17 protein-coding genes and 1 pseudogene are annotated in these 22,406 nt (G+C 67.8%); 13 read left to right on the forward strand and 5 right to left on the reverse strand.

All coding sequences use genetic code 11. The features are described from left to right. Positions 1-2 precede the first annotated feature (2 nt). From H9Y04_RS18340 to H9Y04_RS18350, 3 genes are all read left to right on the forward strand, one after another. The gene (locus tag H9Y04_RS18340) at positions 3-929 is read left to right on the forward strand and encodes a DNA cytosine methyltransferase (protein ID WP_187814942.1); all 927 of its coding nucleotides are present in this window, start codon (positions 3-5) and stop codon (positions 927-929) included. 73 nt (positions 930-1,002) lie between these two features. Continuing rightward, the gene (locus H9Y04_RS18345) at positions 1,003-2,850 is read left to right on the forward strand and encodes a DNA polymerase (RefSeq protein ID WP_187814943.1); all 1,848 of its coding nucleotides are present in this window, start codon (positions 1,003-1,005) and stop codon (positions 2,848-2,850) included. A gap of 485 nt (positions 2,851-3,335) precedes the next feature. Continuing rightward, the gene (locus H9Y04_RS18350) at positions 3,336-4,223 is read left to right on the forward strand and encodes a sigma-70 family RNA polymerase sigma factor (protein ID WP_187814944.1); all 888 of its coding nucleotides are present in this window, start codon (positions 3,336-3,338) and stop codon (positions 4,221-4,223) included. A 732-nt stretch (positions 4,224-4,955) separates the two neighbouring features. On the opposite strand, the gene H9Y04_RS18355 is transcribed toward H9Y04_RS18350, so the two are convergent. Then, the gene (locus H9Y04_RS18355) at positions 4,956-6,299 is read right to left on the reverse strand and encodes an NsdA family TPR-like regulatory protein (RefSeq protein ID WP_214661310.1); all 1,344 of its coding nucleotides are present in this window, start codon (positions 6,297-6,299) and stop codon (positions 4,956-4,958) included. A 983-nt stretch (positions 6,300-7,282) separates the two neighbouring features. On the opposite strand from H9Y04_RS18355, the gene H9Y04_RS47515 reads away from it, so the two are divergent. The 3 genes from H9Y04_RS47515 (at position 7,283) to H9Y04_RS18365 (ending at position 9,701) form a co-directional block, all read left to right on the forward strand. Then, positions 7,283-7,408: a hypothetical protein gene (locus tag H9Y04_RS47515; protein ID WP_268980488.1), complete on the forward strand. Its 126-nt coding sequence runs from the start codon at positions 7,283-7,285 to the stop codon at positions 7,406-7,408. 86 nt (positions 7,409-7,494) lie between these two features. Further along, on the forward strand, positions 7,495-8,961 hold the full coding sequence (locus H9Y04_RS18360) for an asparagine synthetase B family protein (RefSeq protein ID WP_187815125.1): 1,467 nt from the start codon (positions 7,495-7,497) through the stop codon (positions 8,959-8,961). A 26-nt stretch (positions 8,962-8,987) separates the two neighbouring features. Then, on the forward strand, positions 8,988-9,701 hold the full coding sequence (locus tag H9Y04_RS18365; RefSeq protein WP_236070959.1) for a class I SAM-dependent methyltransferase: 714 nt from the start codon (positions 8,988-8,990) through the stop codon (positions 9,699-9,701). 23 nt (positions 9,702-9,724) lie between these two features. Here H9Y04_RS18365 and H9Y04_RS18370 read toward each other — a convergent pair whose 3' ends face one another. The 4 genes and pseudogenes from H9Y04_RS18370 to H9Y04_RS18385 all read right to left on the reverse strand — a co-directional run bounded on the left by H9Y04_RS18370 (position 9,725) and on the right by H9Y04_RS18385 (position 13,542). Beyond that, complete coding sequence (locus tag H9Y04_RS18370) at positions 9,725-9,982, reverse strand: winged helix-turn-helix domain-containing protein (protein WP_306660148.1); 258 nt, start codon at positions 9,980-9,982, stop codon at positions 9,725-9,727. A 757-nt stretch (positions 9,983-10,739) separates the two neighbouring features. After that, positions 10,740-11,906: a pyridoxal phosphate-dependent aminotransferase gene (locus H9Y04_RS18375; RefSeq protein ID WP_187814947.1), complete on the reverse strand. Its 1,167-nt coding sequence runs from the start codon at positions 11,904-11,906 to the stop codon at positions 10,740-10,742. A gap of 109 nt (positions 11,907-12,015) precedes the next feature. Further along, positions 12,016-12,780 (reverse strand): annotated as a pseudogene (locus H9Y04_RS18380) (aminotransferase class I/II-fold pyridoxal phosphate-dependent enzyme); the annotation flags it as partial. Positions 12,781-12,852: 72 nt separating this feature from the next. Next, on the reverse strand, positions 12,853-13,542 hold the full coding sequence (locus tag H9Y04_RS18385) for a hypothetical protein (protein ID WP_187814948.1): 690 nt from the start codon (positions 13,540-13,542) through the stop codon (positions 12,853-12,855). 757 nt (positions 13,543-14,299) lie between these two features. Between H9Y04_RS18385 and H9Y04_RS18390 the strand changes: the two genes are divergently transcribed. The 7 genes from H9Y04_RS18390 (at position 14,300) to malX (ending at position 22,405) form a co-directional block, all read left to right on the forward strand. Further along, a complete protein-coding gene (locus H9Y04_RS18390) occupies positions 14,300-14,827 on the forward strand; it encodes a DUF2617 family protein (RefSeq protein WP_187814949.1) in 528 nt (175 codons plus the stop codon). Positions 14,828-14,940: 113 nt separating this feature from the next. Beyond that, positions 14,941-16,545 (forward strand): polyamine aminopropyltransferase, encoded by a 1,605-nt coding sequence (locus tag H9Y04_RS18395; RefSeq protein ID WP_187814950.1) that lies wholly within the window; start codon positions 14,941-14,943, stop codon positions 16,543-16,545. 395 nt (positions 16,546-16,940) lie between these two features. Continuing rightward, positions 16,941-17,927: an SRPBCC domain-containing protein gene (locus H9Y04_RS18400; RefSeq protein WP_187814951.1), complete on the forward strand. Its 987-nt coding sequence runs from the start codon at positions 16,941-16,943 to the stop codon at positions 17,925-17,927. A 43-nt stretch (positions 17,928-17,970) separates the two neighbouring features. Beyond that, a complete protein-coding gene (locus H9Y04_RS18405) occupies positions 17,971-18,768 on the forward strand; it encodes an aldose epimerase family protein (protein ID WP_187814952.1) in 798 nt (265 codons plus the stop codon). A 121-nt stretch (positions 18,769-18,889) separates the two neighbouring features. Then, positions 18,890-19,441 carry an orotate phosphoribosyltransferase gene (pyrE, locus tag H9Y04_RS18410; RefSeq protein WP_187814953.1) on the forward strand — a complete coding sequence of 184 codons (552 nt, stop codon included), beginning with the start codon at positions 18,890-18,892 and terminating at the stop codon, positions 19,439-19,441. Positions 19,442-19,607: 166 nt separating this feature from the next. Next, positions 19,608-20,630: a class II fructose-bisphosphate aldolase gene (gene fbaA / locus H9Y04_RS18415; protein WP_187814954.1), complete on the forward strand. Its 1,023-nt coding sequence runs from the start codon at positions 19,608-19,610 to the stop codon at positions 20,628-20,630. A 182-nt stretch (positions 20,631-20,812) separates the two neighbouring features. Next, positions 20,813-22,405 carry a maltose/glucose-specific PTS transporter subunit IIBC gene (malX, locus tag H9Y04_RS18420; protein WP_187814955.1) on the forward strand — a complete coding sequence of 531 codons (1,593 nt, stop codon included), beginning with the start codon at positions 20,813-20,815 and terminating at the stop codon, positions 22,403-22,405. Position 22,406: the final 1 nt, after the last annotated feature.

Genomic DNA, 22,406 nt, shown 5'->3' on the forward strand with positions numbered 1-22,406 from the left:
TCATGCCCATTTTGGAGTTGTGCGCCGGGTACGGGGGCCTGGGCATGGCAGTAGAGGCGCTGACCGGAGAACCCATCCGGTACGTGGCGGAGAGCGACCCACACGCCTCACTCATACTTGCCGCCCGCTACCCGAACGCCCCGAATCTCGGGGACATCAGGTCAGTCAACTGGGAGGCACTGCAAGGAAAAATCAACATCGTCACGGCCGGATTTCCCTGCCAAGGGATCTCCAACGCCGGACTACAGAGGGGCCTAGCTGATGAACGTTCAGCCGTCTGGTTCCACGCCCTCACAGCCATTCGCACACTACGACCACGATTCGTCTTTCTGGAAAACGTCGCTGCAATCCGAAGACGCGGACTCCCGGAAGTTCTCGGGGGATTGGCCGCGATCGGGTACGACACGCAATGGACGAGCTTCCGCGCGTCCGCCATTGGAGCACCCCACCACCGCGATAGGTGGTTCTGCGTCGCCGTTCCTGAAGGGACCGGAGCACGCCAAGAAGTGGCCTTCGAAGCCCACGGGGGAGGTGAACAACGGGGCCCCGACGCTTCCCGCGGAGCTCGTCTTCTTCCCTACTCCGACAGCCTCAGACGGGGCCGGAGGCCCGGGACGTGCGAAGAGCACCCAGGGCGGAATGAACCTGCGGACGCTCGCCACTCGCCTGCCGCATGGTGGGGGGACTTCCTCCCAGCCGTCCGCCGATGGGAAGACCTGACCGGACAAGCGGCCCCAGCTCCCACGGAGCGCGGACCACGCGGCGGCATCCGCCTCACCCCGGCATGGACTGAGTGGCTTATGGGCCTGCCCGCCGGGTGGGTCACGGACGTGCCGGGCCTGGGCCGCAAGGAACAACTCCGGGCCATCGGCAACGGAGTCATCCCAGCCCAGGCGTACGCGGCTTTCCACCACCTACTTCAGCACTGACAACCGAACACCCCGAAGAGCCTGCCCGGCATCCCTGGGCGGGCTCTTCGCCGTATCTGGGGGGAGCCAGACAGTGGAGACCTACCGCCACAACGTCGCCGGCGACACGGTGACCGTCCACGTACCGCAGAGCCGTCAAGACCTTGATGCCTTCCGCGCGTGGCTCACCGAAGCCGAACGCCGGGGCCCTATCGCGCTGGACACCGAAACCAGCGGCTTGAACATCTACAGCCCCGGCTACCAGCTCCGCACGGTCCAGTTCGGGGACGCCTTCAACGCGTGGGTCATCCCCTGGGAACGCGGGCCCGCCTTTCAGTCCGCCGCTCGAGCTGCCCTCCGCCGGGCGCCCCGCTTCCTGATCCACAACGCCCCCTTCGACTGGGCCGTGTTGGACGCCCACGCCGGGGTGCCGCTCGAATCCCTTGCCCCGCGCACCACGGACACCCGACTGAAAGCCGGGCTCGTGGACCCCCGGCAACCCCAAGAAGGCGGCATCGGCACCGGGCTCAAGCCCCTGTCCGCGTACTGGGTGGACCCCTCCGCCCCAGACACCCAGGGCGACTTGACCAGCATCTTTAGGAGCCTGGGCCTGACGAAGGCCACCGGCTGGGCAGCCATCCCGCTGAGCAACCCCACTTTCGCGCTGTACGCCGGGCTGGACGTCATATACACGGCCCGCCTTGATCCTGTACTCACACGGGAATTGGACCGCCTGGGCGTCCGCCCCACGCTGGTCCGCTACGAGCACGAGCTAGCCCGGATCTGCACCGTTATGCAGCGCGCGGGCATGGTCCTTGATCAGGACTACGTGCACGAGCTGAGCGCGTCCCTGACCACCGAAGAGCACCACTTCGCGGACGTGGCCCGCCGCTACGGCGTGGAGAACGTCAACGCTCCCCGGCAGATAGCCGAAGCCCTCACGGGCATGGGTGAGCACCTGGGCGAGCGCACCGCATCCGGTGCCGTGAAGGTGGACAAGTCCGTTCTCTCCGCGCTCGCGGACCTGTCCCTTCAGGGCGAGCGCCTTCACGTCCGCACGCCCAACCCGCTCGCGGAAGCGGTGATCAGGAGCAAGCGGGCCGGGAAGTGGCGGGCAAGCTACGCGGACACCTTCCTTGAGGTCATGGACGCCCAGGGGCGCGTTCACCCGTTCATCAACTCCATGCAAGCCCGGACCGGCCGCATGTCCGTGACCCGCCCGGCGCTCCAGACCCTGCCCAGCTCAGACCAGATGATCAGACGGGCACTTCTCGCAGACCCCGGACACGTCATGATCAGCGTGGACTTCAGCGCCATTGAGATGCGCGTCCTTGCCGGTCTCGCCGGAGTCACCCGCATGAAGGAAGGTTTCCTCCGCGGGGAAGACATCCACTGGTTCACAGCCCGGCTCGTGAAGGGACCGGACGCCACGGAGAAGGACCGAAAGGTCTTCAAGGGCGCCGGGTTCTCGAAGGTCTACGGCGGAGGAGCGCGCACGGCAGCCCGGCAGACCGGCGCAAGTGAAGAGGCCATGCGCCGGGCCTTCGCGGAGTACGACCGGCTGTATCCCGAGATCCGGCGCGCATCGAACCGATGGCAGCGCGAAGCCTACGAGTCCGGCATGGTCACCGTGTCCGCCACCGGGCGCCGGCTCCCACTGGACCGTGACCGCACATACGCGGTGACCAACTACCAATGCCAGAGCGCCGCACGGGACTGCCTGGGACAGGCCCTGTTGAACATTGAGGAAGCCGGGCTCCTGCACACGCTCAAGCTCCCGATCCATGACGAAGTGCTTGCCTCCGCCCCGCGGGAAGAGGTCCAGGACGTGGCCCGCGCAATTGAGAAGGCCATGACCATGTACCTGTTCGGGGTGCCCATCGTGGCCGAAGCCGACATCGGCGGACGCTCCTGGGGCTCCCTGTACGGCGCGGACTACTAGGCCCGATCTAAGCCCCGTCGCTCTCCAACTTCCGGAGAACGGCGGGGCTTTGCCTTGCCCCTCCACTCACGTGAGTAGGCCCCCAACATCACGGACTCATCAACTCCGTTTGCTGGCCTCATACCTCAGACCGAACGCCGGACTCCGCCGCTCATACCTCAGATCGAACTCAGGTCTCGGCAGGTCACGGCATGCGCACGCGTCACAACTGTCCGTGTGGGTGAGGGCTCTAACTCCATGAAATCGCCGGTGATCTCGCACCGCTCGCCGGCTCCAACGACCGACGCCACGGCCTTGATCAAGCCCCGCGTCAAGACCCCCGGCAGGGGGCTTGATTCGCCGTGCCCTTTTACCAAAACGTCCTGGGCTTCGTGCACCCAGAAACAGGCGTAAGCGCAGGTCAGTAGCGCTGCACGACGGTTCGGCCCTCTCCGGGCAATCGGCTCACCAGACCACGGGTGAGCCAAGCCAAGGAGAGCCCACCCGTGTCCAGCACCCTTGCACTTTCGACCGTCCGCGCTGCCCAGAGCAAGGACCTTCAGGCGACCACGGCGGTCATCGAAGCCACAGAGTCCCGAATAGCCGTTCTCGCCCGAAAGGCGGCCCGGCGCATGGCGGAGAGTGGCCCCCGTCATGACGACTACTTCGACGAGTTCACCCAGCAAGGCCGCATAGCCGTCTGGGAAGCGCTCGCCCGGTTTGACGAGACCGTGAACCCGGACTTCCTGGGCTTCGCGTACACCACCGTGGAGACCATGCTCCTGGGCGCCACCCGCGCGGAGCGCAACCAGGGCGTGGACGACTCCGCTGCAAAAACGTTCCTGTCGATGCTGGACCGCGCGGGCGGTGACCCGTTCCTTGCCGAAAAGCTGTGTCAGAGCGTCCCGCCTGCCGGGCGCCGGCTGAGTTCGGACCGGGCCCACGCGGCTCGTCTCGCCTATCAGGGGGCTGACTCTTTGGATGCTCCCGCACCGGGTTCCACCGATGACGAGCCCTGGGAGCCGGGGACTTCGACCTACGGCGTACCGGAAGACCTGATCACTCCGGACGACGTGAGCCGCGAGGAAGCCCGCATCAAGAAGGCACTCGTTCACGGCATCTTGGACGTGATGGGCGAAGGTCAGGCGTACGTACTCCGCGCCACCTTCGGCATAGAGCCGGTGCCCTACTACGGCAACGGGGCGGACGAAGGGCTTGCCGCGTCCATGAATAGCACCGCAAAGGCCGTGCGTGAGGCCCGTTCGAAGGGGCTGAAGAGCTTCGGGAAGCGCTGGATCAACGCCACCGCCCAGACTCCCGAAGAGGTCAACGAGCTGACTGCCGCCATGAACACGCGCCTGACTCGCAAGGGTGCGGTAGCGTCCCGGGTCTGACCGGCCCTTGGTCAACTCCCCTGTGGCCAACGGGAACCCAGTGAAGATCAACCCCGTTCACCCCCCACTCACGTGAGTGGGGCCGGACGGGAGGAGGGCCCCGCTTCGGCGGGGCATTCTTTGCGCCCTGTATGTCCGAGATTTCCGTGATGCTCCTTGTAATGATCGTCTGGCGTATGTCGGAGGCATATGTCAGCCCCGAGGTGTAGAGTCGAACGACCGTGCGAATCGCGGTCTGAGTCACAAGGGGAGTGGCGCATGTCCAAGATCAAAGGAGTCCCGAACGTCGAATTCCGAACCGAAGCCCCAAGATGTGTCAGGCCGAACCGATGGACCTGGGAGCCCGCTGGTGAGGACTTCCCGCCCATGCCTGACTGGATCAACAGCGCGGACGAGCTGGGGCGCGCGCTGGGGGTGTACGCGGCCATGGTGGCGCGCGTACTCCACGACTTGAGGGACCCGCATCCCTTTCGACTCGTGGCCTACGAACTGACCACCGGCAGGCCCGTAGGGGCCCAAGAGTGGAAGGTGTCCGAAGAGACCGGCAGCCTGATCCCAGCGGGAGAGCCGCTGATCGTTTGGGCTGGAAGGTGGGAGCACGCCGCATAGGCGTGGCGCTGTGCAAGGGGAGGAAGTGCAGCGCTCAGCCGGCAAGGAGCGGTAGCTCTCACCCTTGAAGCGAAGACACAGGAGCCCCGTCACCTCACTGGAGAGTGGCGGGGTTCTTCGTGTTCAACTTGCAAGCATCGCTGGTGCGACAGTGCGGGCGCGCTCGTACAAGTCGCGTGCCGTGCCGTTCTTCAAGTGGGGGCGAAGGAGCCCGAACATGGACTTGACCCGATCGTCCGCACGCCCTGACTGGACCATGGGGAAGTCGTCAAGCGCGAGATGCCATGTGGCACAGGCGGCTTCGAGATGCCCCAACTGAAGCTGACGTTCGGCCAGTGTCGCGCGATGACGCACCCTGGCCCGCCGATACACGCCGTAGCGAAGTTGATCGGACTGTTGCATGGCTTCAACTGAGCCTGCCACGTCGCCCAGTTCATAACGAACCTGACTGATGTGGTAATTGAGTGAGGATGGGTCATATGAGCCAAACGGCTTGCCCCGAGATTCTGCCCTCTCCATGGCGGATTCCGCCTCATTGATCTTCCGCAGTGCGGTAGTCCGGTCCCCGGACTGCGCGGCAGCATGGGCCTGTTGGCCTGCGAGGAAGGCGAACATTCGCGGGCCCGCCTTCGGGGATGCGGCTGCCGCAGCGTCCGCCAAGTCGAGTGCCTTGGAGCTGTGCCTCAAGTCCACGGCTTGGACACTCATGCCCCGGAGCGTGGTGCAGTACGTGAGGTGATCCTCAGCAGCCCCAGCCAACTCCAGAGCCCTGACGTAGTAGCGCTGAGCGAGACCATGAAGACCTTCGTCTACCGCCATGTACCCGGTCAGGTACAGAAGGTCTGAAGCGGCAGAGAGCATGGCCTTCCGGACCTCTTCTGTGGCGTCAGCTCGAAGGTACGGCGCCACAGTGTTGACCATGAAACTGGCAGCCATGGGCCGGGCATGGCGTCCGCCGAACTGATCGTCAAGATCAGAAACGCGCTCCGTCATGGAGATGACCATGTCCACTTCGTTCATGCCGATACGAGACGCCTTGCCGGTCTGTACGGCTTCGGCGCGGCCGATCACATCAGGCCATCCCGGAATGGTCAGCGCCACGGAGAACAGCCCAGCGCCCAGGACGCGCCTCCGTGATGGGTCCATGTCTTGCCTCCCCAGCTCGATCACCCCTTCCACGGTATCCGTGGGGCTCATGGGGTGATCGGCTGGAGGAGTGAAGCCGGCTTCTACGAGCGTGACCGGCCGCTGAAGCCGACGCGAGAACGCTTCAACGATGAATCGTCGTACGGCATCGCTGCGGGGCACGGTGCCACCCAGCCAGTGGTGAACCGCGGATTGGTTGTACTTGAGCGGAGTGCCGTTCTCGCTGCCTACCAGGTTGACGGCACGGGCGAATTGGCTGAGCGACCAGTTGCTTTCGTCGTACAGCCGTTGCAGCCCTTCGTTCGGCTGACCCTTCGCCATGATCGCCAACTCCCCGCGTTCCTGGGCGCGTTAAACGCTTTAAAGTCGTCGCTCCGCTGCAACGGTACCGCTACGTCGGGTTACGCGGTTGCTTAGTTACAGGCGAGATCAACAGGCAACCGGGAGGCGAGAGCCCGTGAACGGAACGAATGCGGATGTGGCAACTGTGCTCGCAGAACGTGTTGTTGCAGATCGCGACCACTTGCCGGAAGCGCGTGGACGCCACCATGTCTCACCCTGTCAGGGCAGCCCCGATGCACAGTCCAGACCCACTGAAGTAGATCTAGTGGGATGGCTGATCGCGTGACCAGTGGCGCGCGGGCAGCGCTCTCCCAGCTCATGCAGCAAGCCAACGCAGATGGGTTCTTGTTGCTCCCCCGGGCGCCGGCTGAGGTCTCCACCGGGTCCATGGCGTTCCCGCCGTGCGGGTGCCAGAAGCACAAGGGCAAACCTGTTGCCGCAGATCCGCCGTTGTTCGCGTGTCCTGAGACGGAGATTCACGAATCGTCACCCGAGCCCCGTGCCCGTCCGGTGATCACGTGAGGCGATTACTGGGCCCCATGGCGCGCTACACCGGCGTACTCATGATCGTCATGGTCAGCGCGTCATGCGGATTCGTGGTCGGCGCGTCCCTGGCCATGCGCTAGCTCCGCTCTCTGCCACAGGAACCCTGACTAAGCGCGCTGGGGTGGCCGTGGCAGAGAGCGGGATTCAACTCCTCGTTCCCCTTGACGGAGGTGATCATGCCGCAGCAGGAGCAAGCCACTGCCGAACCTGAGATCAACCAGCCCGAAGAGGGCCAGGAGCCTGCCCCTGAAGTCGAAAGGTGGGGAGCCCCGCGCCAAGGGGCGGTTTTGCCGCCTGGGCAGCGCTACCACCGATGAGCCCCCGCCCGACTGCCCAACCTTCTAGTGCAAGGCAGCCGGACGGGTTCCACTTCGTGGCGTCCGCCACGGAGTAGTAACAACCCTAGGAGATGCACCGTGAACGTTGACGAACTGTTCACCGGCGAACTGGTCACCGGAGTGCCGAGCACGGACGCCGGGCTCATGGACAAGATGCCCGGCGGTGGCGACAACAACGGCGATCACTGCTCCATGACCGCCTGACGATCACCAGTTCCTATGTGCGGCGGGGTGGGGCTGATTCAGCCACGCCCCGCCGCTCCACGTGGAGGAGTAGCCGAGTGATCTCTATGCACCTGCGCTTGCGGGATCTTCGTGAGCCGAACTGGACGCTGTTCGGAGGGGTGTGGACCACGGGAGCAAGCTGGATCAAACCGGCGAACCTGTCGGTGCTCGTCACCGAGTTCAACGACGATCGCGCGCCGAACTGGGTCAACGTGATCGTGCGGGAAGAAGGTAGGGAGCAGAACGATTACGTGTCGCTGACGATGGCCCCCGAAGAGGTTCAGTTGGCGGCAGGCGCGTTCGGTACCGCCCCTGTCTACGTCGTCGCGGACGGTGAGGAGCTGTACGGATCATGGGACATTGCAGACTTGCGTCCGTATATCCGAACGGACCGGTTGGTCCCGCGGGTGGTCGCTCGTACCTTGACCCGACAACACAGGTACACCGCAGACACTCTCTTTGAAGGTGTGTACCGCCTCACGGAGCGTGCCAGCGTGGTCTTCAACGCTGCTGGACTCAGCGTGCATTACCCGGAGCCTGCCGAACACGTCCTTGAGCCACGGAAGTTACGAGCTGATCTCGACCCAGTGGACGCCTTCGATGGGCTCTTGAACCACGTAGTCCGCCAAGCGTCCACAGGCGTGGAGTGTGTCGGAGTTGAATTGTCCGGTGGGGCCGACTCCGGCAATGTCGCGCTCTCCGTTCGTGCTGTGGGCTTCCCTCGAGCGCACAGCTTTGGACTGCTCGTGGGTGGGGCCATCGGCGTTCAACAACGTGTGCGAAGAGCCGCGTTGGCGGAGCTATGCGGGTTCCGGGACTCAGCGATTCCGGCACTGCAACACCCGCCGTTTGTCTCGGGTGGTGTACGAGCCGCCCGGCGTCCACATGATCCTGCCGGGGCGTTCTATCAGGAGGCTTTCGACGTGCTACGTGATCAGGCAGCCACACGAGGGTGTGAAGTCATGTTCACGGGGAGCGGGGGTGACGAGATCAACGCCCACCACTCACGGACAGACGTTCAATTACCTGATCCCCCTTCGGTGCCGTGGCTGGGCAGACGAGCCGTTGAAGCCATTACCGACGTGAACGAGGCGCTTGCGCCCATGTCGGTGTTGCCGCTCCCGACATTGATGGGCTTCGGGATGCACAATCCTGGTTACCTCAGACGGGGAATCTGGCCGGTAAGCCCGCTCGTGGACCCTCGCATCGTTCGGTTCATGGAGCAGCTTCCGCATGAGTACAAGCGGGGCAAGGCCATGTTCCGTAGCCGCCTTCGACGCGCAGGATTGTCCGACTCGGTAGCGGCGCCGGCTGAGCCGGAGAACTTCCTTGCGGTCATGGAAGCCGGGTTACGCATGTACGGGCTGCCGGAGTTGGACGCCATGTTGGGGGACTCGGTTCTTGTGGATCTGGGTTACGTGGACCCGAAGAGACTCGCCCAGGCGCGTCAGGATGCCAAGAGCGCATCCGTTGTCCCTGATCTGTTGTGCGACGTGCTCGCACTGGAAGTTGGGTTGCGGGCACTCACATGACCAGTCCCGACATGGAAGCTAGGTGCATGGAAGGTACCAACGTCTTCTACCGGAATCCGGCGCTGTATGACGCGGTGCAGTCGGACACCGGCAGCGCAGAGACATGCCTAGAGCTGATCGAACGCCACCGCCCCGACGCAACCACGCTCGTGGACTTCGGATGCGGTACCGGGCGTGACGTTGAAGTTCTCGCCAAACGCTACGAGTGCGTTGGAGTAGATCTTCAGCCAGGCATGGTGGAGTACGCCCGGCGCGTGCGTCCGGAGCTGGACTTCCGTGCGGGAGACATGCGGACAGTGCGGCTTTGGAAGCGCATGGACGCCGTGACGTGCTTGGGGAACTCCCTTGCGTACGTCCACGACAACTACAACATCGGGCGCGTGTTCGCGACGTTCGCGGCGCACGCGCGGGCCGGGGCAATCCTGGTGCTCTGCTCGCCAGTGTGGCCGGTCACCCAACCTGAGCCGACCCAATCCACGGTGGACACTCCGGACGGGCCCGCAAGTGTCACGATCCGGTACGCGTGGGACCTCCGGACCCAGATCAACACCATGCACCGGGAATGGGTCTTCCCAGCCGGTGAACGTGTGAGCGACGAGATCACGCGTCGGGTCCTGTTCCCTCGTGAACTAGAGCAGTACGCGACGGCAGCCGGGTTCGAAGTGGTGGACATGACGGATGGGCCCGGAATGGGGCTCACCGGTCCCGTGGCGTACACCGTGGCGCGGTACACCCGCTGAGGGTGTCGCCACTGTCCCGGGCGCTAGTGGTTGCTGGTGGGCTCCGCGGGACCGGCTACGAACGAGCCCTTGCCCCACAACGTTTCGACTAGCCCACGCTCGCGAAGGACACGCACGGCCCGACGGGCGGTCTCGCGGGCAACCTTGTGCCGCTCGCACAGCTCAGCTTCAGACGAAATTGGATCGCCCGGCTTCTTGCTCTTGATCTCGTCAATGAGCGCGTCCACTACCCGCATGTACGGGGCGTGGGGGGCGTGTAGGTCCCTAGGGCGCTCAGGCATGGGGGAAGCGTAGACAACGGGGCAATGTTGGGCGACTTAGACAGGCAGATGAGTTAGACAGGTAGACGAGTTAGACGTGTTGGCTTAGCGTGATGCTGCGAACACAAAACGCCCCGAGAGACCGATTAGGCCCGGTCCGCTCGGGGCTTGCCGACTCAGCTAAGTAGGAGCTGAACGACCATGCGCGATGCTATCGCCCGTGCCCTTATCTGGGTGCTCTCCGTACTGCCCTGCACTCGCCGGCAAACGCCCGGCAGGCACTCCGTCCGGTATCTCAGCGCGTACGCCCCGAAGCCGATCATGGACCCCTGGGCCAGGCCATGGACGGGGCCCAGTAGCGCCCAGGTGCGTGCTGTCTTCCGGTCGCGAGAAGACGACACTCTTCCGCTCACACCTGTGCAGCGTGAACGCCGGTACGCCGCTCGCTTCGCTGCCATCGGCGTGGACTACGACTTTCCCGGGGCGCCGTACCCGGGACGACTCGTGGCCGCGAATCTGGGCGGTGCAGCGTGACGCGCGAAAGGCTCACCGCCAGACCCGGCGTCAATGACGTGGCCCTGTGCATCAAGTGCCACAAGGTCACGAATGCGCCCGTGCCCGTCCGCTGGATTGAGAGCACGAGTGGCCCGGGGACCACGCTCTACGCCTGCCCTGACCACGCGGCAGAGCTGACACCCGGGCCGATGCCCGGGGAGCTGGAGAGTCCCTTCTAAGCGGCTCAGAGCCCCGCCTACCTGCGTCTTTGGTCGGGTGGGGCTCACTTCCGCAACTGAGACAACCTTCGGATTGCTTCTTCTACCACATCGGTCCGCTTGCAGAAGGCGAATCGGACCTGGCTGCGGCCAGCCTCCCTATCGTCGTAGAAGACGGAGTTGGGTACAGCGACCACGCCACACCGCTCGGGCAGCGAACGGCAGAAGGCGAGGGCGTCCTGTTCGCCGAGCTTGGCGACGTCGGTCGTGATGAAGTACGTGCCCTGGGGGCGGTAGACCTCGAAGCCCGCCGCGATCAGGCCATCAGAGAGGATCTCGCGCTTGGCTGCCAGGCTGGCGCGGAAGTCCGTGAAGTAGCTGTCGGGCAGGCGTAGAGCCTCGGCGATCGCGTACTGGAACGGGCCTGCGGAGACGTAGGTCAGGAACTGCTTGGCCGTGCGGATCGCTGCGATCAGGGGACCGGCGGCGGTGATCCAGCCAACCTTCCATCCTGTGAACGAGAAGGTCTTCCCGGAGGAGGAGATGGAGACCGTGCGGTCGCGCATGCCCGGGAGCGAGATGAGCGGGATGTGTTCGCCGTCGAAGACCAGGTGTTCGTAGACCTCATCCGTGACCACGATCAGGTCGCGTTCGACGGCGAGTTCGGCGATCGCGGTGAGCTCGTCGCGGGTGAGGACCATGCCGGTCGGGTTGTGCGGGGAGTTGAGGAGTAGTAGGCGTGTGCGGTCGGTGATCGCGTCGCGCAGAGTGTCGAGGTCGGGACGGAAGTCGGGGGCGCGCAACGTGAGCGGGACGCGGTGGGCGCCGGCCATCGCGATCGTCGCGGCATAGGAGTCGTAGTAAGGCTCGAAGGCGATGACCTCGTCGCCGGGCTCAAGGAGCGCGAGCATCGTGGCGGCGATGGCCTCGGTCGCGCCCGCGGTGACCAGGACCTCGGTGTCGGGATCGAAGGCCAGCCTGTAGAAGCGCTGCTGGTGCTCGGCCACGGCGGTACGTAGCTCAGGGACGCCGGGGCCGGGCGGGTACTGGTTGCCGCGGCCGTCGCGCAGGGCGCGGACTGCTGCCTCGCGTACGACCTCGGGGCCGTCGGTGTCGGGGAAGCCCTGGCCCAGGTTGATCGCCCCGGTCTTCACCGCGAGCGCCGACATCTCCGCGAAGATCGTCGTGCCGAAGCCGTCCAGCCTGCGGTTCAGCAGTGGCCTGTCGCCCATGTCCCCACCATCTCCTCGTGCGTGACGCAGATCGTCCCGGGACCATCCTGGCGGACGCGCGAAGCCTGGATCAGGCGCAGGTTGCGAAACGGGTGTGCGAAAGGGGGTTGACCCAGCCGACCTTCCAGCCCGTGAAGGACAGGGACTTTCCCGAGGACGAGATGGTGACGGTGCGCTCGCGCATGCCGGGCAGGGAGGCGAGCGGGATGTGCTCGCCGTCGAAGACCAGGTGCTCGTAGACCTCGTCGGTGATGACCAGGAGGTCGCGCTCGACGGCGAGTTCGGCGATCGCGGTGAGCTCCGCGCGGGTCAGGACCGTGCCGGTGGGGTTGTGCGGGGTGTTGAGCAGGATCAGGCGGGTGCGGTCGGTGATCGCGTCGCGCAGCTCGTCCAGGTCGAGGCGGAAGCCCGTCTCGTCCGGGCGCAGCGTCACCGGCACGCGCCGGCCGCCGGCCATCGCGATGCAGGCGGCATACGAGTCGTAGTACGGCTCCAGGGCGACGACTTCGTCGCCGGGGGCCACCAGCGCGAGCAGCGAGGCGGCGATCGCCTCGGTGGCGCCCGCGGTCACGAGGACTTCGCGGTCCGGGTCGTACGGGAGTCCGTAACGCGTCTGCTGATGCGCGGCGATCGCCTGCCGCAGCTCGGGCACGCCGGGGCCCGGCGGGTACTGGTTCCCGCGCCCGTCCCGCAGCGCGCGCACGGCCGCTTCCCGTACGGACTCGGGGCCGTCGGTGTCCGGGAAACCCTGGCCGAGATTGATGGCGCCGGTCCGGACGGCGAGCGCGGACATCTCGGCGAAGATCGTGGTCCCGAATTCGGCGAGGTGGGCATTGAGGAACGGGCGGGCTGCGGCTGCGGTCATGGCGGCCATCCTGCGCCGGGGCGGGGGTGCGGCTCAAGCGGGCGGGCCCCTGGACCTCGCTCGTCGCTCCCTCCTTTTCGCTCAGTCCGCTTCGAGCTTCCTGACGCTCAGGTTGAGGCCCCGCTCGGGTTCGTCGGTCTCCCAGATCATCAGGTCGAGCGGGACGCTCTGGGTGCGCGAGATGCCGAGGACACCGAAGCGCAGGGGGATGTTGATCTCGGAGCCGACGTAAGCGCTCTTGGGGCCGTCGCAGCCGGGTTCGCCGATCCGGCCGGTCAGTTCGAGCATGAACGACTTCCCCGGTTCGAGGTCGAAGGGGACCTCAAGAGCCCGCGTGGCCACCTCCCCGTCCATGACGAAGAAGCGCGCCCGCACCGGCTGCCAGGCGCACGGTGCATTGCTCTCACGCCAGTCGGCCAGCGCAGGACCGGGGTCGAGGATCTCGATGCCGCGCGAACCGACGTTGTGGATCTCCTGGTGCAGGGTGACCGTGGCCCCATATTCGTTCCTGACCAGCAGAGCCCGGTTGTCGAAGAGGAACGAGTCCACTTCCCAGGCGTCGGTCGACGAGGTCGCGTCGAGCTGACCCGCCGCGAGCGGCCGGAATCCGTCCAGCCACGCCCGGCCCGCCAGGAGTACGGCCACGGCGGCCGCGACGATGCCGATGACCAGGCCCCAGATGGCCCGGCGCCGCGTGATCCACCCCCGGCGCACCGGGCCCTCCCCGGCATCGTCCACGGATTGCCCGGCTGGCGCGCTCGTCTCCGGCATGCGGGCCATCCTGGCCCGGTCCGCCACAGTCGGGAAGGTGCGGAAACCTCTGAAGTTCCTCAACTCCGCTTTGGGTCGGTGTGAGGGCGGGCATCCCCACCGCACGCAAGAAGCGGGGTGACCGCTTCGGGGGACAGAGAGGCGGGGGTGGTCTCCGTGGGGATTGTCATCGCAATCGGCGTCGTGTTCGTGGCCTTGGTGCTGGTCGGTACGTACGGGTCGAGGTCGTCCGGTACGCCGGCGCGGCGGCGGCGCAGCGGCTGGGCCGGCTCGGGCGGAAGCGGGAGCGGAAGCGGCGGGGGCTGCGGAGGAGGCTCGTCGTGCGGCGGAGGGTCGTCGTGCGGCGGTGGCGGGGGATGCGGCGGCGGAGGCAGCTGACCAGGCCTTCGGGGCGGTCCGCGGGCGACGGGGGCGCGGACCGCCGTATGTGTCACGACGGAGGCGGCTGACACGGGGCAGCCGGTCCGAACGTGGCATCTGCCAGGGGGAATGCATCCGGCATAGTCGCCACACCCAGGGGCCCGGCGGGGGAGAACTCCCGTCGGGCCCCGGCTTGTTGAACTGTGGAGAACAGTTGAACTGTGGGGCCCTCGGGGGGATGGAAACCCCACGAAGTTGGGTAAAAACGCTGTGGCAGCGCTCCCCTTCATGATTCCCTTTCACCTGTCGACGCAGCCCGGACCGCAAGAGCCAAGCCCAAGTGCCACCAAGTGCCAGGTCCGCCCCACTTCCCACTGCGTGTTTGCGGAGCCGACCCATGCTCACCACCCTCCAGACCACCTACACCGACACGCGCGCGGCCGATCTCGCCTGGGCGCTCGGCCGCGAGCCGCTGCCGGCGCTCGCCGTCCTCGATCTCGAACTGGCGGACGCCAAGGTGCAGTTGCGGCTGCTCGGCGCCTCGCACCAGGTGCTCCTCGACCAGGAGGAGGGCACGTGTTCGGAGACCGTCGCGTGCATGCCGGGCAGCAGTACGCCGCTGCCGCTGGGGGTCGCCAAACGGGTGGGCGACTGGGAGTACGAGTTCGCGGCGCGCGTCGAGACCCTCTCGCGCGGCTCGTTCGCGGGGCGCGCCCAGGAGCTGCTCGCCCTGGTCGCCGATCACCCGAACGGGCTCGCCGGGGTCTTCCCCGGCAGCCCGCACGCGTTCACCGCGCTGCTCGTCCAGCGGCACCCGGACAACCCCTCGCAGGTGCACTGGCGCACCTGGCACGCGTACCCCCAGGAAGGGCAGCTGGTCGCGACCCGCACGCGGGTCGGGGTGCGGCAGCCTGCGGTCGTCTGAGCTGCCTGTTCGGCCTCCCGGCCGTCAGGTGTTCGGCAACTCAACCCTCAGGGCGTCGAGTTAAGCCGTGTGGGTGACAGGCTGTCCATGCATCGTGACGTAGCGTTCGCAACGTGATCGAACCGCCCCTGCCCGCATCTCCGGGCGTTCCGCCGCCCAGGGAGGCGGCCGTCGACGCCTGCCTGCCGGTGTCCGCGCGCACCGGCCGGTTCCTGGTGCTCCTGGGCGTCTTCATCTGCGCGGCCTGCGGACTCGTCTACGAGCTCGAACTGGTCGCCCTCGGCTCGTACTTGATCGGCGACTCCGTCACGCAGGCCTCCGTAGTCCTGTCCGTGATGGTCTTCGCGATGGGCATCGGGTCGCTGGCCGCGAAGCGTCTGCGCTGCCGGGCCGCCGCCGGGTTCGGCATGATCGAGGCCGTGCTCGCGCTGGTCGGCGGGGGCAGCGCGATGGCCCTGTACGCGGGGTTCGTCTGGGGCGGTGAGGCGCGGGCCCTGCTCGTGACGTTCTCGCTGGCCATCGGGATCCTGATCGGCGCCGAGGTCCCCCTTCTGATGACGCTGATCCAGCGGATCCGCCGGCAGGACGCGGGTGGGGCGGTCGCGGATCTGTTCGCGGCGGACTATGTCGGGGCGCTGGTCGGCGGCCTGGCGTTTCCGTTCCTGCTGCTCCCGCTGTTCGGGCAGCTGACGGGCGCGCTGCTCACCGGCGCGGTGAACGCGGTCGCGGGCGGCGCGCTCGTCCTGTGGCTCTTCCGGCGCGATCTGACCCGCCGCAGCCGCCGGCTGCTGCTGTTCGTCAACCTCGCGGTGCTCGCGCTGCTCGCCGCCGCGGCCGTGCTCGTGGACGACTTCGAACGGGCCGCGCGCCGTGCGGTGTACGGGTCGGACGTCCGCGTCGCGGTCCAGACCGACGTACAGGAAGTCGTGCTCACGGGCCCGGCCACCGGCCCCCTGAACCTCTTCCTGGACGGGCGGCTGCGGGTCAGCGGACGCGACGAGCACCGCTATCACGAGGCGCTGGTGCAGCCGGCGATGGCGGGGGCGCACGGGCGGGTGCTCGTGCTCGGGGGCGGGGACGGTCTGGCGTTACGGGAAGTGCTGCGGCATTCCGGCGTACGCAGGGTCGACGTGGTGGAACTCGACCCGCAGGTCGTGGAGTTGGCGCGGCGGGATCCGGCGCTCGTGGCGCTGAACCGGCGTGCGTTCGAGGACGGGCGGGTGCGGGTGGTCCAGGCGGATGCCTTCCAGTGGCTGCGGGGGGCGCGGACGGACGCGTACGACGTGGTGATCTCCGATCTGCCGGATCCGGGGATCACGGCCTCCACGAAGCTCTATTCGCAGGAGTTCTTCGGGCTCGCGGGGCAGGTGCTCGCGCCGGGCGGCCGGCTCGCGGTGCACGCGGGGTCGGTGAGCACGCGGCCGCGGGCGTTCTGGACGGTGGACGCGAGTGTGCGGGCGGCGGGCCTTGCGACCGTGCCGTACAGCGCGGGCGGGCGGCTCGCGGGGTTCGCGGCGGGGCCCGACCGGGGGTCTGCCGCGCCCGTGCCGCGTGACTGGGGCTTCGTCCTCGCGGGCCGCTCGCGTCCGGGACTGGCCCTCGACCCCTCGTACCGCTACCGGTCGCTGAGCGAGGGGGTGCTGCGGGCGGGGGCCCGGGCGGCGGAGCGGACGCGGGTGGTTGTGGGGCCGTCGACGTTGGTGCATCCGCGGTTTTGAGGGTGGGTGGGGTTTGTCCGGGCCGGCGTGGGTGCCTGCGCGGTGCTGTGGGTGGGCCGCGGTGCGGGGGTGCAGGGGGCGAAGCCCCCGCCCTCGGGGGTGCGGGTGCATTGCCGTCTGCGGCCGGGTGCGCCTGCGGCGGGCCTCTCTCCCCGCCCCGCCCCTTGCCGAAACCGGGGCTCCGCCCCGGGCCCCGCATCCGGCCTTCGGCCGGATCTGCTCAAGCGCCGCAGGGGCTGGGGGTGGGGCTCCCCGGAACCCGTTGACGGGAGCCCTCAGGGTGGGTGGGGCCGCTGGGGGCTGCGCCCCCAGCCCCCGCCGACCGCAGGGGCTGAGTGCCCCGAACGCTCAGAACCACTGCCCCCGCGCGAACCACCCGAGTAGGCTCGCGAAGCATGGAGCTTGAGGTGTTCGTACCCGTGGCCGAAAGCGAAGTGCGGCGCGTGCTGGGGGACCCCGGGCAAGTGGCCCGGAGTGTTCCGGGGCTGCAGCGCGCCGCGGACGGTGAGCCGCTCGAAGGCCGGCTCAAGGTGCGGATCGGCGGCCACACCATCACCTACCGCGGTTCCGCGAAGGTCGCCCGACGCGGTGGCGCGTACGCCATCGAGGGCGAGGCGGCCGAGGTGCGCGGCTCCGGTTCCGTCCAACTCGCCCTGAAGCTGCGCCTCGTGGCGGCCGAGGGCGGTACGACGCTGGCGTTCAGCGGCGGCGCCAAGGCCGACGGCCGGGCCGCCGAGGCGGACGAGGCCGCGGTGGACTCGGCGGCCCGCAGGCTGCTGACCCGGTTCGCCGAGCGGCTCGGCGAGGTGGCGGCGCAGACGACGGTGGCCGAGCCCGCGGCCAAGGACGGACCCGACGCCGCCGAGGCGCCCGCCGAGTCCTCCACTCAGCCCTCCGCCCAGCCCTCCGCGCAAGAGGCGGGCGACGCCGCCGAGCCCGTCACGGGAGACGTCGACGAAGCCGGCCTCCCCACCGATGGCCCCGGCCTGACCGAGGACGACGCCCCCTCCGCCGAGGCCACGCCCGCCGAGGCCACGGACACCGAGGCCACGCCCGCCGAGGCCACGGACGACACCCCCTCCTCCGTATTCGAGACGGAGGTCCCGCCGCCGTCCCTCGACCCCGCCTACGACGAGGCGCTCGCCGAAGAGGTGGACGAGGTGTTCGGGGAGGCGCCCACCGAGGCCGCGCACGCGCGCCGCACGATGATCGGCCGCAGCGCCGAGGAGGTCGACCACGCCCCGCCGCGCGGCCGCTACGCCCCCATGCCCGCCCCCGCCGGCTCCGCCGCCACCGACACCCTGCGCTGGGTGGCGCCGGCCGCGGCACTCGCCGTGGCGGGAGCCATCGTCGTGAGCAGGGTGCTGCGCCGCCGCAAGTAGGGTGCTGCGCCGCCGTAAGCGAGGCGGGACTAGGGTTCGAGACGTGACGACACAGGACGACATCACGCTGGTCGCGGGCGCGACGAAGCTCACGGTGCAGGGCGGCAACGGCTGCCGGATCGGTTCGCTGCAGATCGACGGCACCGAGGTGCTGCGGCAGGGCGACCACTACGGCTCCTTCCCGATGGTGCCGTGGTGCGGGCGCACCGACAACGGGCAGTTCCGCAGCGGCGGTCAGAGCTACCGGCTGCCGATCACCGACCCGCCGCACGCCATCCACGGCACCGTGCGCGACCAGGCCTGGCGGCTTGCGAACTCCTCGGAGAACGAGGCCTCCTTCACGTACGACCTGATCGACCCCTGGCCGTGGAGCGGCCGCGTGACGCAGGTCTTCACGCTGGCCGAGGACAGCGTGACGATCACGATGGGGATCGAGACGTACGGGGACTCCTTCCCGGCGCAGATCGGCTGGCACCCGTGGTTCAAGCGCCACCTGCGCGAGGGCGGCGCCGAGGCGCGGATCGACTTCGACGCGGCCTGGCAGGAGGAGCGCGGCGAGAACTATCTGCCGACGGGCAAGCGCATCGACCCGCAGCCGAGCCCCTGGGACGACTGCTTCGGGATGCCGGACGGTGTGGACGTCACGGTGACGTGGGCCGATGAGCTGGAGCTGCGGGTGCGGAGCCGCGAGCAGTGGGTGGTGATCTTCGACCACCAGCAGGAGGGTGTCTGCGTGGAGCCGCAGACCGGCCCGCCCAACGGTCTGAACACCCACCCGCGTCTGGTCACGCCGATCGACCCGCTCGAGGCGTCGACGACGTGGTCGTGGCGTCGGCTCTGATGCGTCGGCCCGGACCCCCGCATCCGAACTCCGTTCGGATCTGCTCAAGCGCCGCAGGGGCTGAGTGGGGCTGGATGGTCTGCTCAAACGCCGCAGGGGCTGAGTGGATACCCTGATCCTCATGACTGACGTACGCGGCGAGCTGCTGCAGCAGATCAAGGACAAGGCCGTCGTGCACGGCAAGGTGACGCTCTCCTCCGGCATCGAGGCCGACTACTACGTCGACCTGCGCCGGATCACCCTCGACGGCGAGGCCGCCCCGATGGTCGGCCAGGTGCTCCTGGACCTCACGGCGGACCTCGACTTCGACGCGGTCGGCGGCCTGACGATGGGCGCCGACCCCGTCGCCGGCGCCATGCTGCACGCCGCCGCCGCTCGCGGTGGCCGGAAGCTGGACGCGTTCGTGGTCCGCAAGGCCGCCAAGGCCCACGGTCTGCAGCGCCGTGTCGAGGGCCCGGACATCAAGGGCCGCCGCGTCCTGGTCGTCGAGGACACCTCCACCACCGGCGGCTCCCCGCTGGAGGCCGTGCAGGCGGTACGGGAAGCGGGCGGCGAGGTCGTCGGTGTGGCCACGATCGTGGACCGTGCCACGGGCGCCGCCGAGAAGATCCAGGACGGCGCCGGAGTGCCGTATCTCTACGCGTACGGCAAGGACGAGCTCGGCCTCGACTGACGGGCACGGAGACGGGGGACTTAGGTCCCCCGTTTCGCGTCCGCCCGTGGACTGGAGCAATCCCCCGAGTCTGGAAAGATAGGGACGACGATGACGTCATCCCCCCTCAGTGAGGGGCCCTAGGTCAGGGCCAAGCACCCACCCGCGTACATCAAGGAGCGGACAGATGCCCATCGCAACCCCCGAGGTCTACAACGAGATGCTCGACCGGGCGAAGGCAGGCAAGTTCGCCTACCCGGCCATCAACGTGACCTCGTCCCAGACGCTGCACGCTGCCCTGCGCGGCCTCGCGGAGGCGGAGAGCGACGGCATCATCCAGATGTCCACCGGTGGCGCCGAGTTCCTGGGCGGCCAGCACAACAAGGACATGGTCACGGGTGCCGTCGCCCTCGCCGAGTTCGCGCATGTCGTCGCCAAGAAGTACGACATCACCGTGGCGCTGCACACCGACCACTGCCCCAAGGGCAAGCTGGACACCTACGTCCGCCCGCTGCTCGACATCTCCGCCGAGCGCGTGGCCCGCGGTGAGAACCCGCTGTTCCAGTCGCACATGTGGGACGGCTCGGCCGAGACCCTCGCCGACAACCTGGCCATCGGCCAGGAGCTGCTCGCGAAGGCCGCCGCCGCGAAGATCATCCTCGAGGTCGAGATCACCCCGACCGGTGGCGAGGAGGACGGTGTCTCGCACGAGATCAACGACAACCTCTACACCACGGTCGACGACGCGATCCGCACCGCCGAGGCCCTGGGCCTGGGCGAGAAGGGCCGCTACCTGCTCGCCGCCTCGTTCGGCAACGTGCACGGCGTGTACAAGCCGGGCAACGTCGTCCTGCGTCCGGAGCTGCTCAAGGAGCTGCAGGAGGGCGTCGGCGCGAAGTTCGGCAAGACCTCCCCGTTCGACTTCGTCTTCCACGGCGGTTCGGGCTCCACGCTCGAGGAGATCCACACCGCCCTCGAGTACGGCGTCGTGAAGCAGAACCTCGACACCGACATGCAGTACGCGTTCTCGCGTCCCGTCGTGGACCACATGTTCAAGAACTACGACGGCATGCTGAAGGTCGACGGCGAGGTCGGCGTCAAGGGCCTGTACGACCCGCGTACGTGGGGCAAGAAGGCGGAGGCCGGCATGGCCGAGCGTGTCGTCGAGGCCGCGAAGGCGCTGCGCTCGGCGGGCACCAAGCTCAAGTAGTCCACCGCCGCTCGCAGTCCACTGCGGCTCAAGCGGTCCACCGCGCGTGCCCCTTTGCGAAAAGGGTCGTGAAGCTGTGGTGACAGGCCCGGGTTCCCGCTGCGGAACCCGGGCCTTTCGGCTGCTCAGAGGCGGACAAGGGTCACTTATCTGGTCTATACCTCTCGTGCAGGATGGGCCGTATGAAGAAGACCAAGGCCGCGCTCTGGGAGTTCCTCCAGGGGCTGGGCAAGACGTTCATGCTCCCCGTGGCGCTGCTCGCGTTCTGCGGCATCATGCTCGGGGTCGGCTCCTCGCTGTCGAGCGAGCGGGTCGCCGAGCAACTCCCGTTCCTCAAGGGCGAGGTGTTCCATCTCGTCTTCACGTGGATGGCCAACACCGGTCTGGTCGCCTTCAAGTTCCTGCCCGTCATGTTCGCGATGGCCATCCCGCTGGGCCTGGCCCGCGAGGACAAGGGCGTCGCCGCCTTCTCCGGTTTCGTCGGCTTCGCCTCCCTGAACCTCGCGGTGAACTTCTTCCTCACCGCCAAGGGCGTCGACTTCGAGGACGAGAAGGTCATCGCCCACTACGGCATCGCCGACGTCCTGGGCGTCAAGTCCATCGATACGGGGCTGCTCGGCGCGGTGGCCGTCGGCATCGTGGTCGCCGTACTGCACCGCCGCTTCCGCACCCAGCGGATGCCCGACGCCCTCGCCTTCTTCGGCGGGCTGCGCTTCGTGCCGATCGTCTCGGCGCTCGTCCTCAGCCTCGTCGGCCTGCTGATCCCGCTGGTCTGGCCGGCCCTCAACAGCGGCATCACCGCCGTCGGCCGCGGCATCGGGCACGCGGGTGTCTTCGGACCGTTCTTCTTCGGCATGGGCGAGGTGCTGCTCCGCCCGATCGGACTGCACCACATCCTCGTGGCGATGTTCCGCTTCACCGATGTCGGCGGCTCCGGCATGGTCTGCGGCGAGCAGGTCTCGGGCGCGCTGAACCTCTTCTACTCGCAGCTGGGCTGCAAGGCCGCTCCCACCGGCGAGGTCACCACGGCCACGCACTTCCTGTCCCAGGGCAAGATGGCCGTCTACCTCGGCGGACTCCCGGGCGCGGCCCTCGCGATGTACCACTGCGCCAACAAGAAGATGCGCCCCGAGATCAAGGCGCTGCTCGTCTCCGGTGTGGTCGCCTGTGTCGTCGGCGGCATCACCGAACCCCTGGAATTCCTCTTCCTGTTCATCGCGCCCTGGCTCTACCTGATCCACGCGGTCCTGGTCGGACTCGGCTTCCTGGTGGCCGCGGTGCTCGGGATCTTCATCGGCAACACCGACGGCAATGTCATCGACTGGCTGGTCTTCGGAGTGCTCCAAGGGACCACCACCAAGTGGTACTTGGTGCCGGTGATCGCCGCGATCTGGTTCGCCGGGTACTACTTCCTCTTCCGCTGGGCGATCGTCCGCTTCGACCTCAAGACGCCGGGCCGCGAGGAGCCCGCCGCCGAGGAGAGCGCGGAGGAGAGCGCCGAGGACGCCCCGAGCGGTGAACTCGTCGCCGGCAAGTACGACCCCGTCGCGATCCTCGCGGCGATCGGCGGCCACGCCAACATCACCTCGCTCGACAACTGCATCACCCGGCTCCGTATGACGGTCGAGGACGCCGCCCTCGTCGACGAGGCGCGCCTGAAGAAGCTCGGCGCGGTCGGTGTGGTGAAGCTGGACGCGCACAACGTGCAGGTGATCATCGGCCCCCAGGTCCAGTCCGTGAAGGATGCGATCGCCAAGCTTGCGCCGGTGGGCTGAC

It is taken from the genome of Streptomyces polyasparticus, assembly GCF_014493765.1.
Lineage (GTDB): Bacteria > Actinomycetota > Actinomycetes > Streptomycetales > Streptomycetaceae > Streptomyces > Streptomyces polyasparticus.

Bases quoted from the DNA above. Each gene is read 5' to 3' on its own strand.
- H9Y04_RS18360 (WP_187815125.1), top strand. From the start codon at position 7,495: ATGCACCTGCGCTTGCGGGATCTTCGTGAGCCGAACTGGACGCTGTTC.
- H9Y04_RS18365 (WP_236070959.1), top strand. From the start codon at position 8,988: ATGGAAGGTACCAACGTCTTCTACCGGAATCCGGCGCTGTATGACGCG.
- H9Y04_RS18385 (WP_187814948.1), bottom strand. From the start codon at position 13,542: ATGCCGGAGACGAGCGCGCCAGCCGGGCAATCCGTGGACGATGCCGGG.
- H9Y04_RS18370 (WP_306660148.1), bottom strand. From the start codon at position 9,982: ATGCCTGAGCGCCCTAGGGACCTACACGCCCCCCACGCCCCGTACATG.
- H9Y04_RS18390 (WP_187814949.1), top strand. From the start codon at position 14,300: ATGCTCACCACCCTCCAGACCACCTACACCGACACGCGCGCGGCCGAT.
- H9Y04_RS18355 (WP_214661310.1), bottom strand. From the start codon at position 6,299: ATGGCGAAGGGTCAGCCGAACGAAGGGCTGCAACGGCTGTACGACGAA.
- fbaA (WP_187814954.1), top strand. From the start codon at position 19,608: ATGCCCATCGCAACCCCCGAGGTCTACAACGAGATGCTCGACCGGGCG.
- H9Y04_RS18340 (WP_187814942.1), top strand. From the start codon at position 3: ATGCCCATTTTGGAGTTGTGCGCCGGGTACGGGGGCCTGGGCATGGCA.
- H9Y04_RS18375 (WP_187814947.1), bottom strand. From the start codon at position 11,906: ATGGGCGACAGGCCACTGCTGAACCGCAGGCTGGACGGCTTCGGCACG.
- pyrE (WP_187814953.1), top strand. From the start codon at position 18,890: ATGACTGACGTACGCGGCGAGCTGCTGCAGCAGATCAAGGACAAGGCC.
- H9Y04_RS18400 (WP_187814951.1), top strand. From the start codon at position 16,941: ATGGAGCTTGAGGTGTTCGTACCCGTGGCCGAAAGCGAAGTGCGGCGC.
- malX (WP_187814955.1), top strand. From the start codon at position 20,813: ATGAAGAAGACCAAGGCCGCGCTCTGGGAGTTCCTCCAGGGGCTGGGC.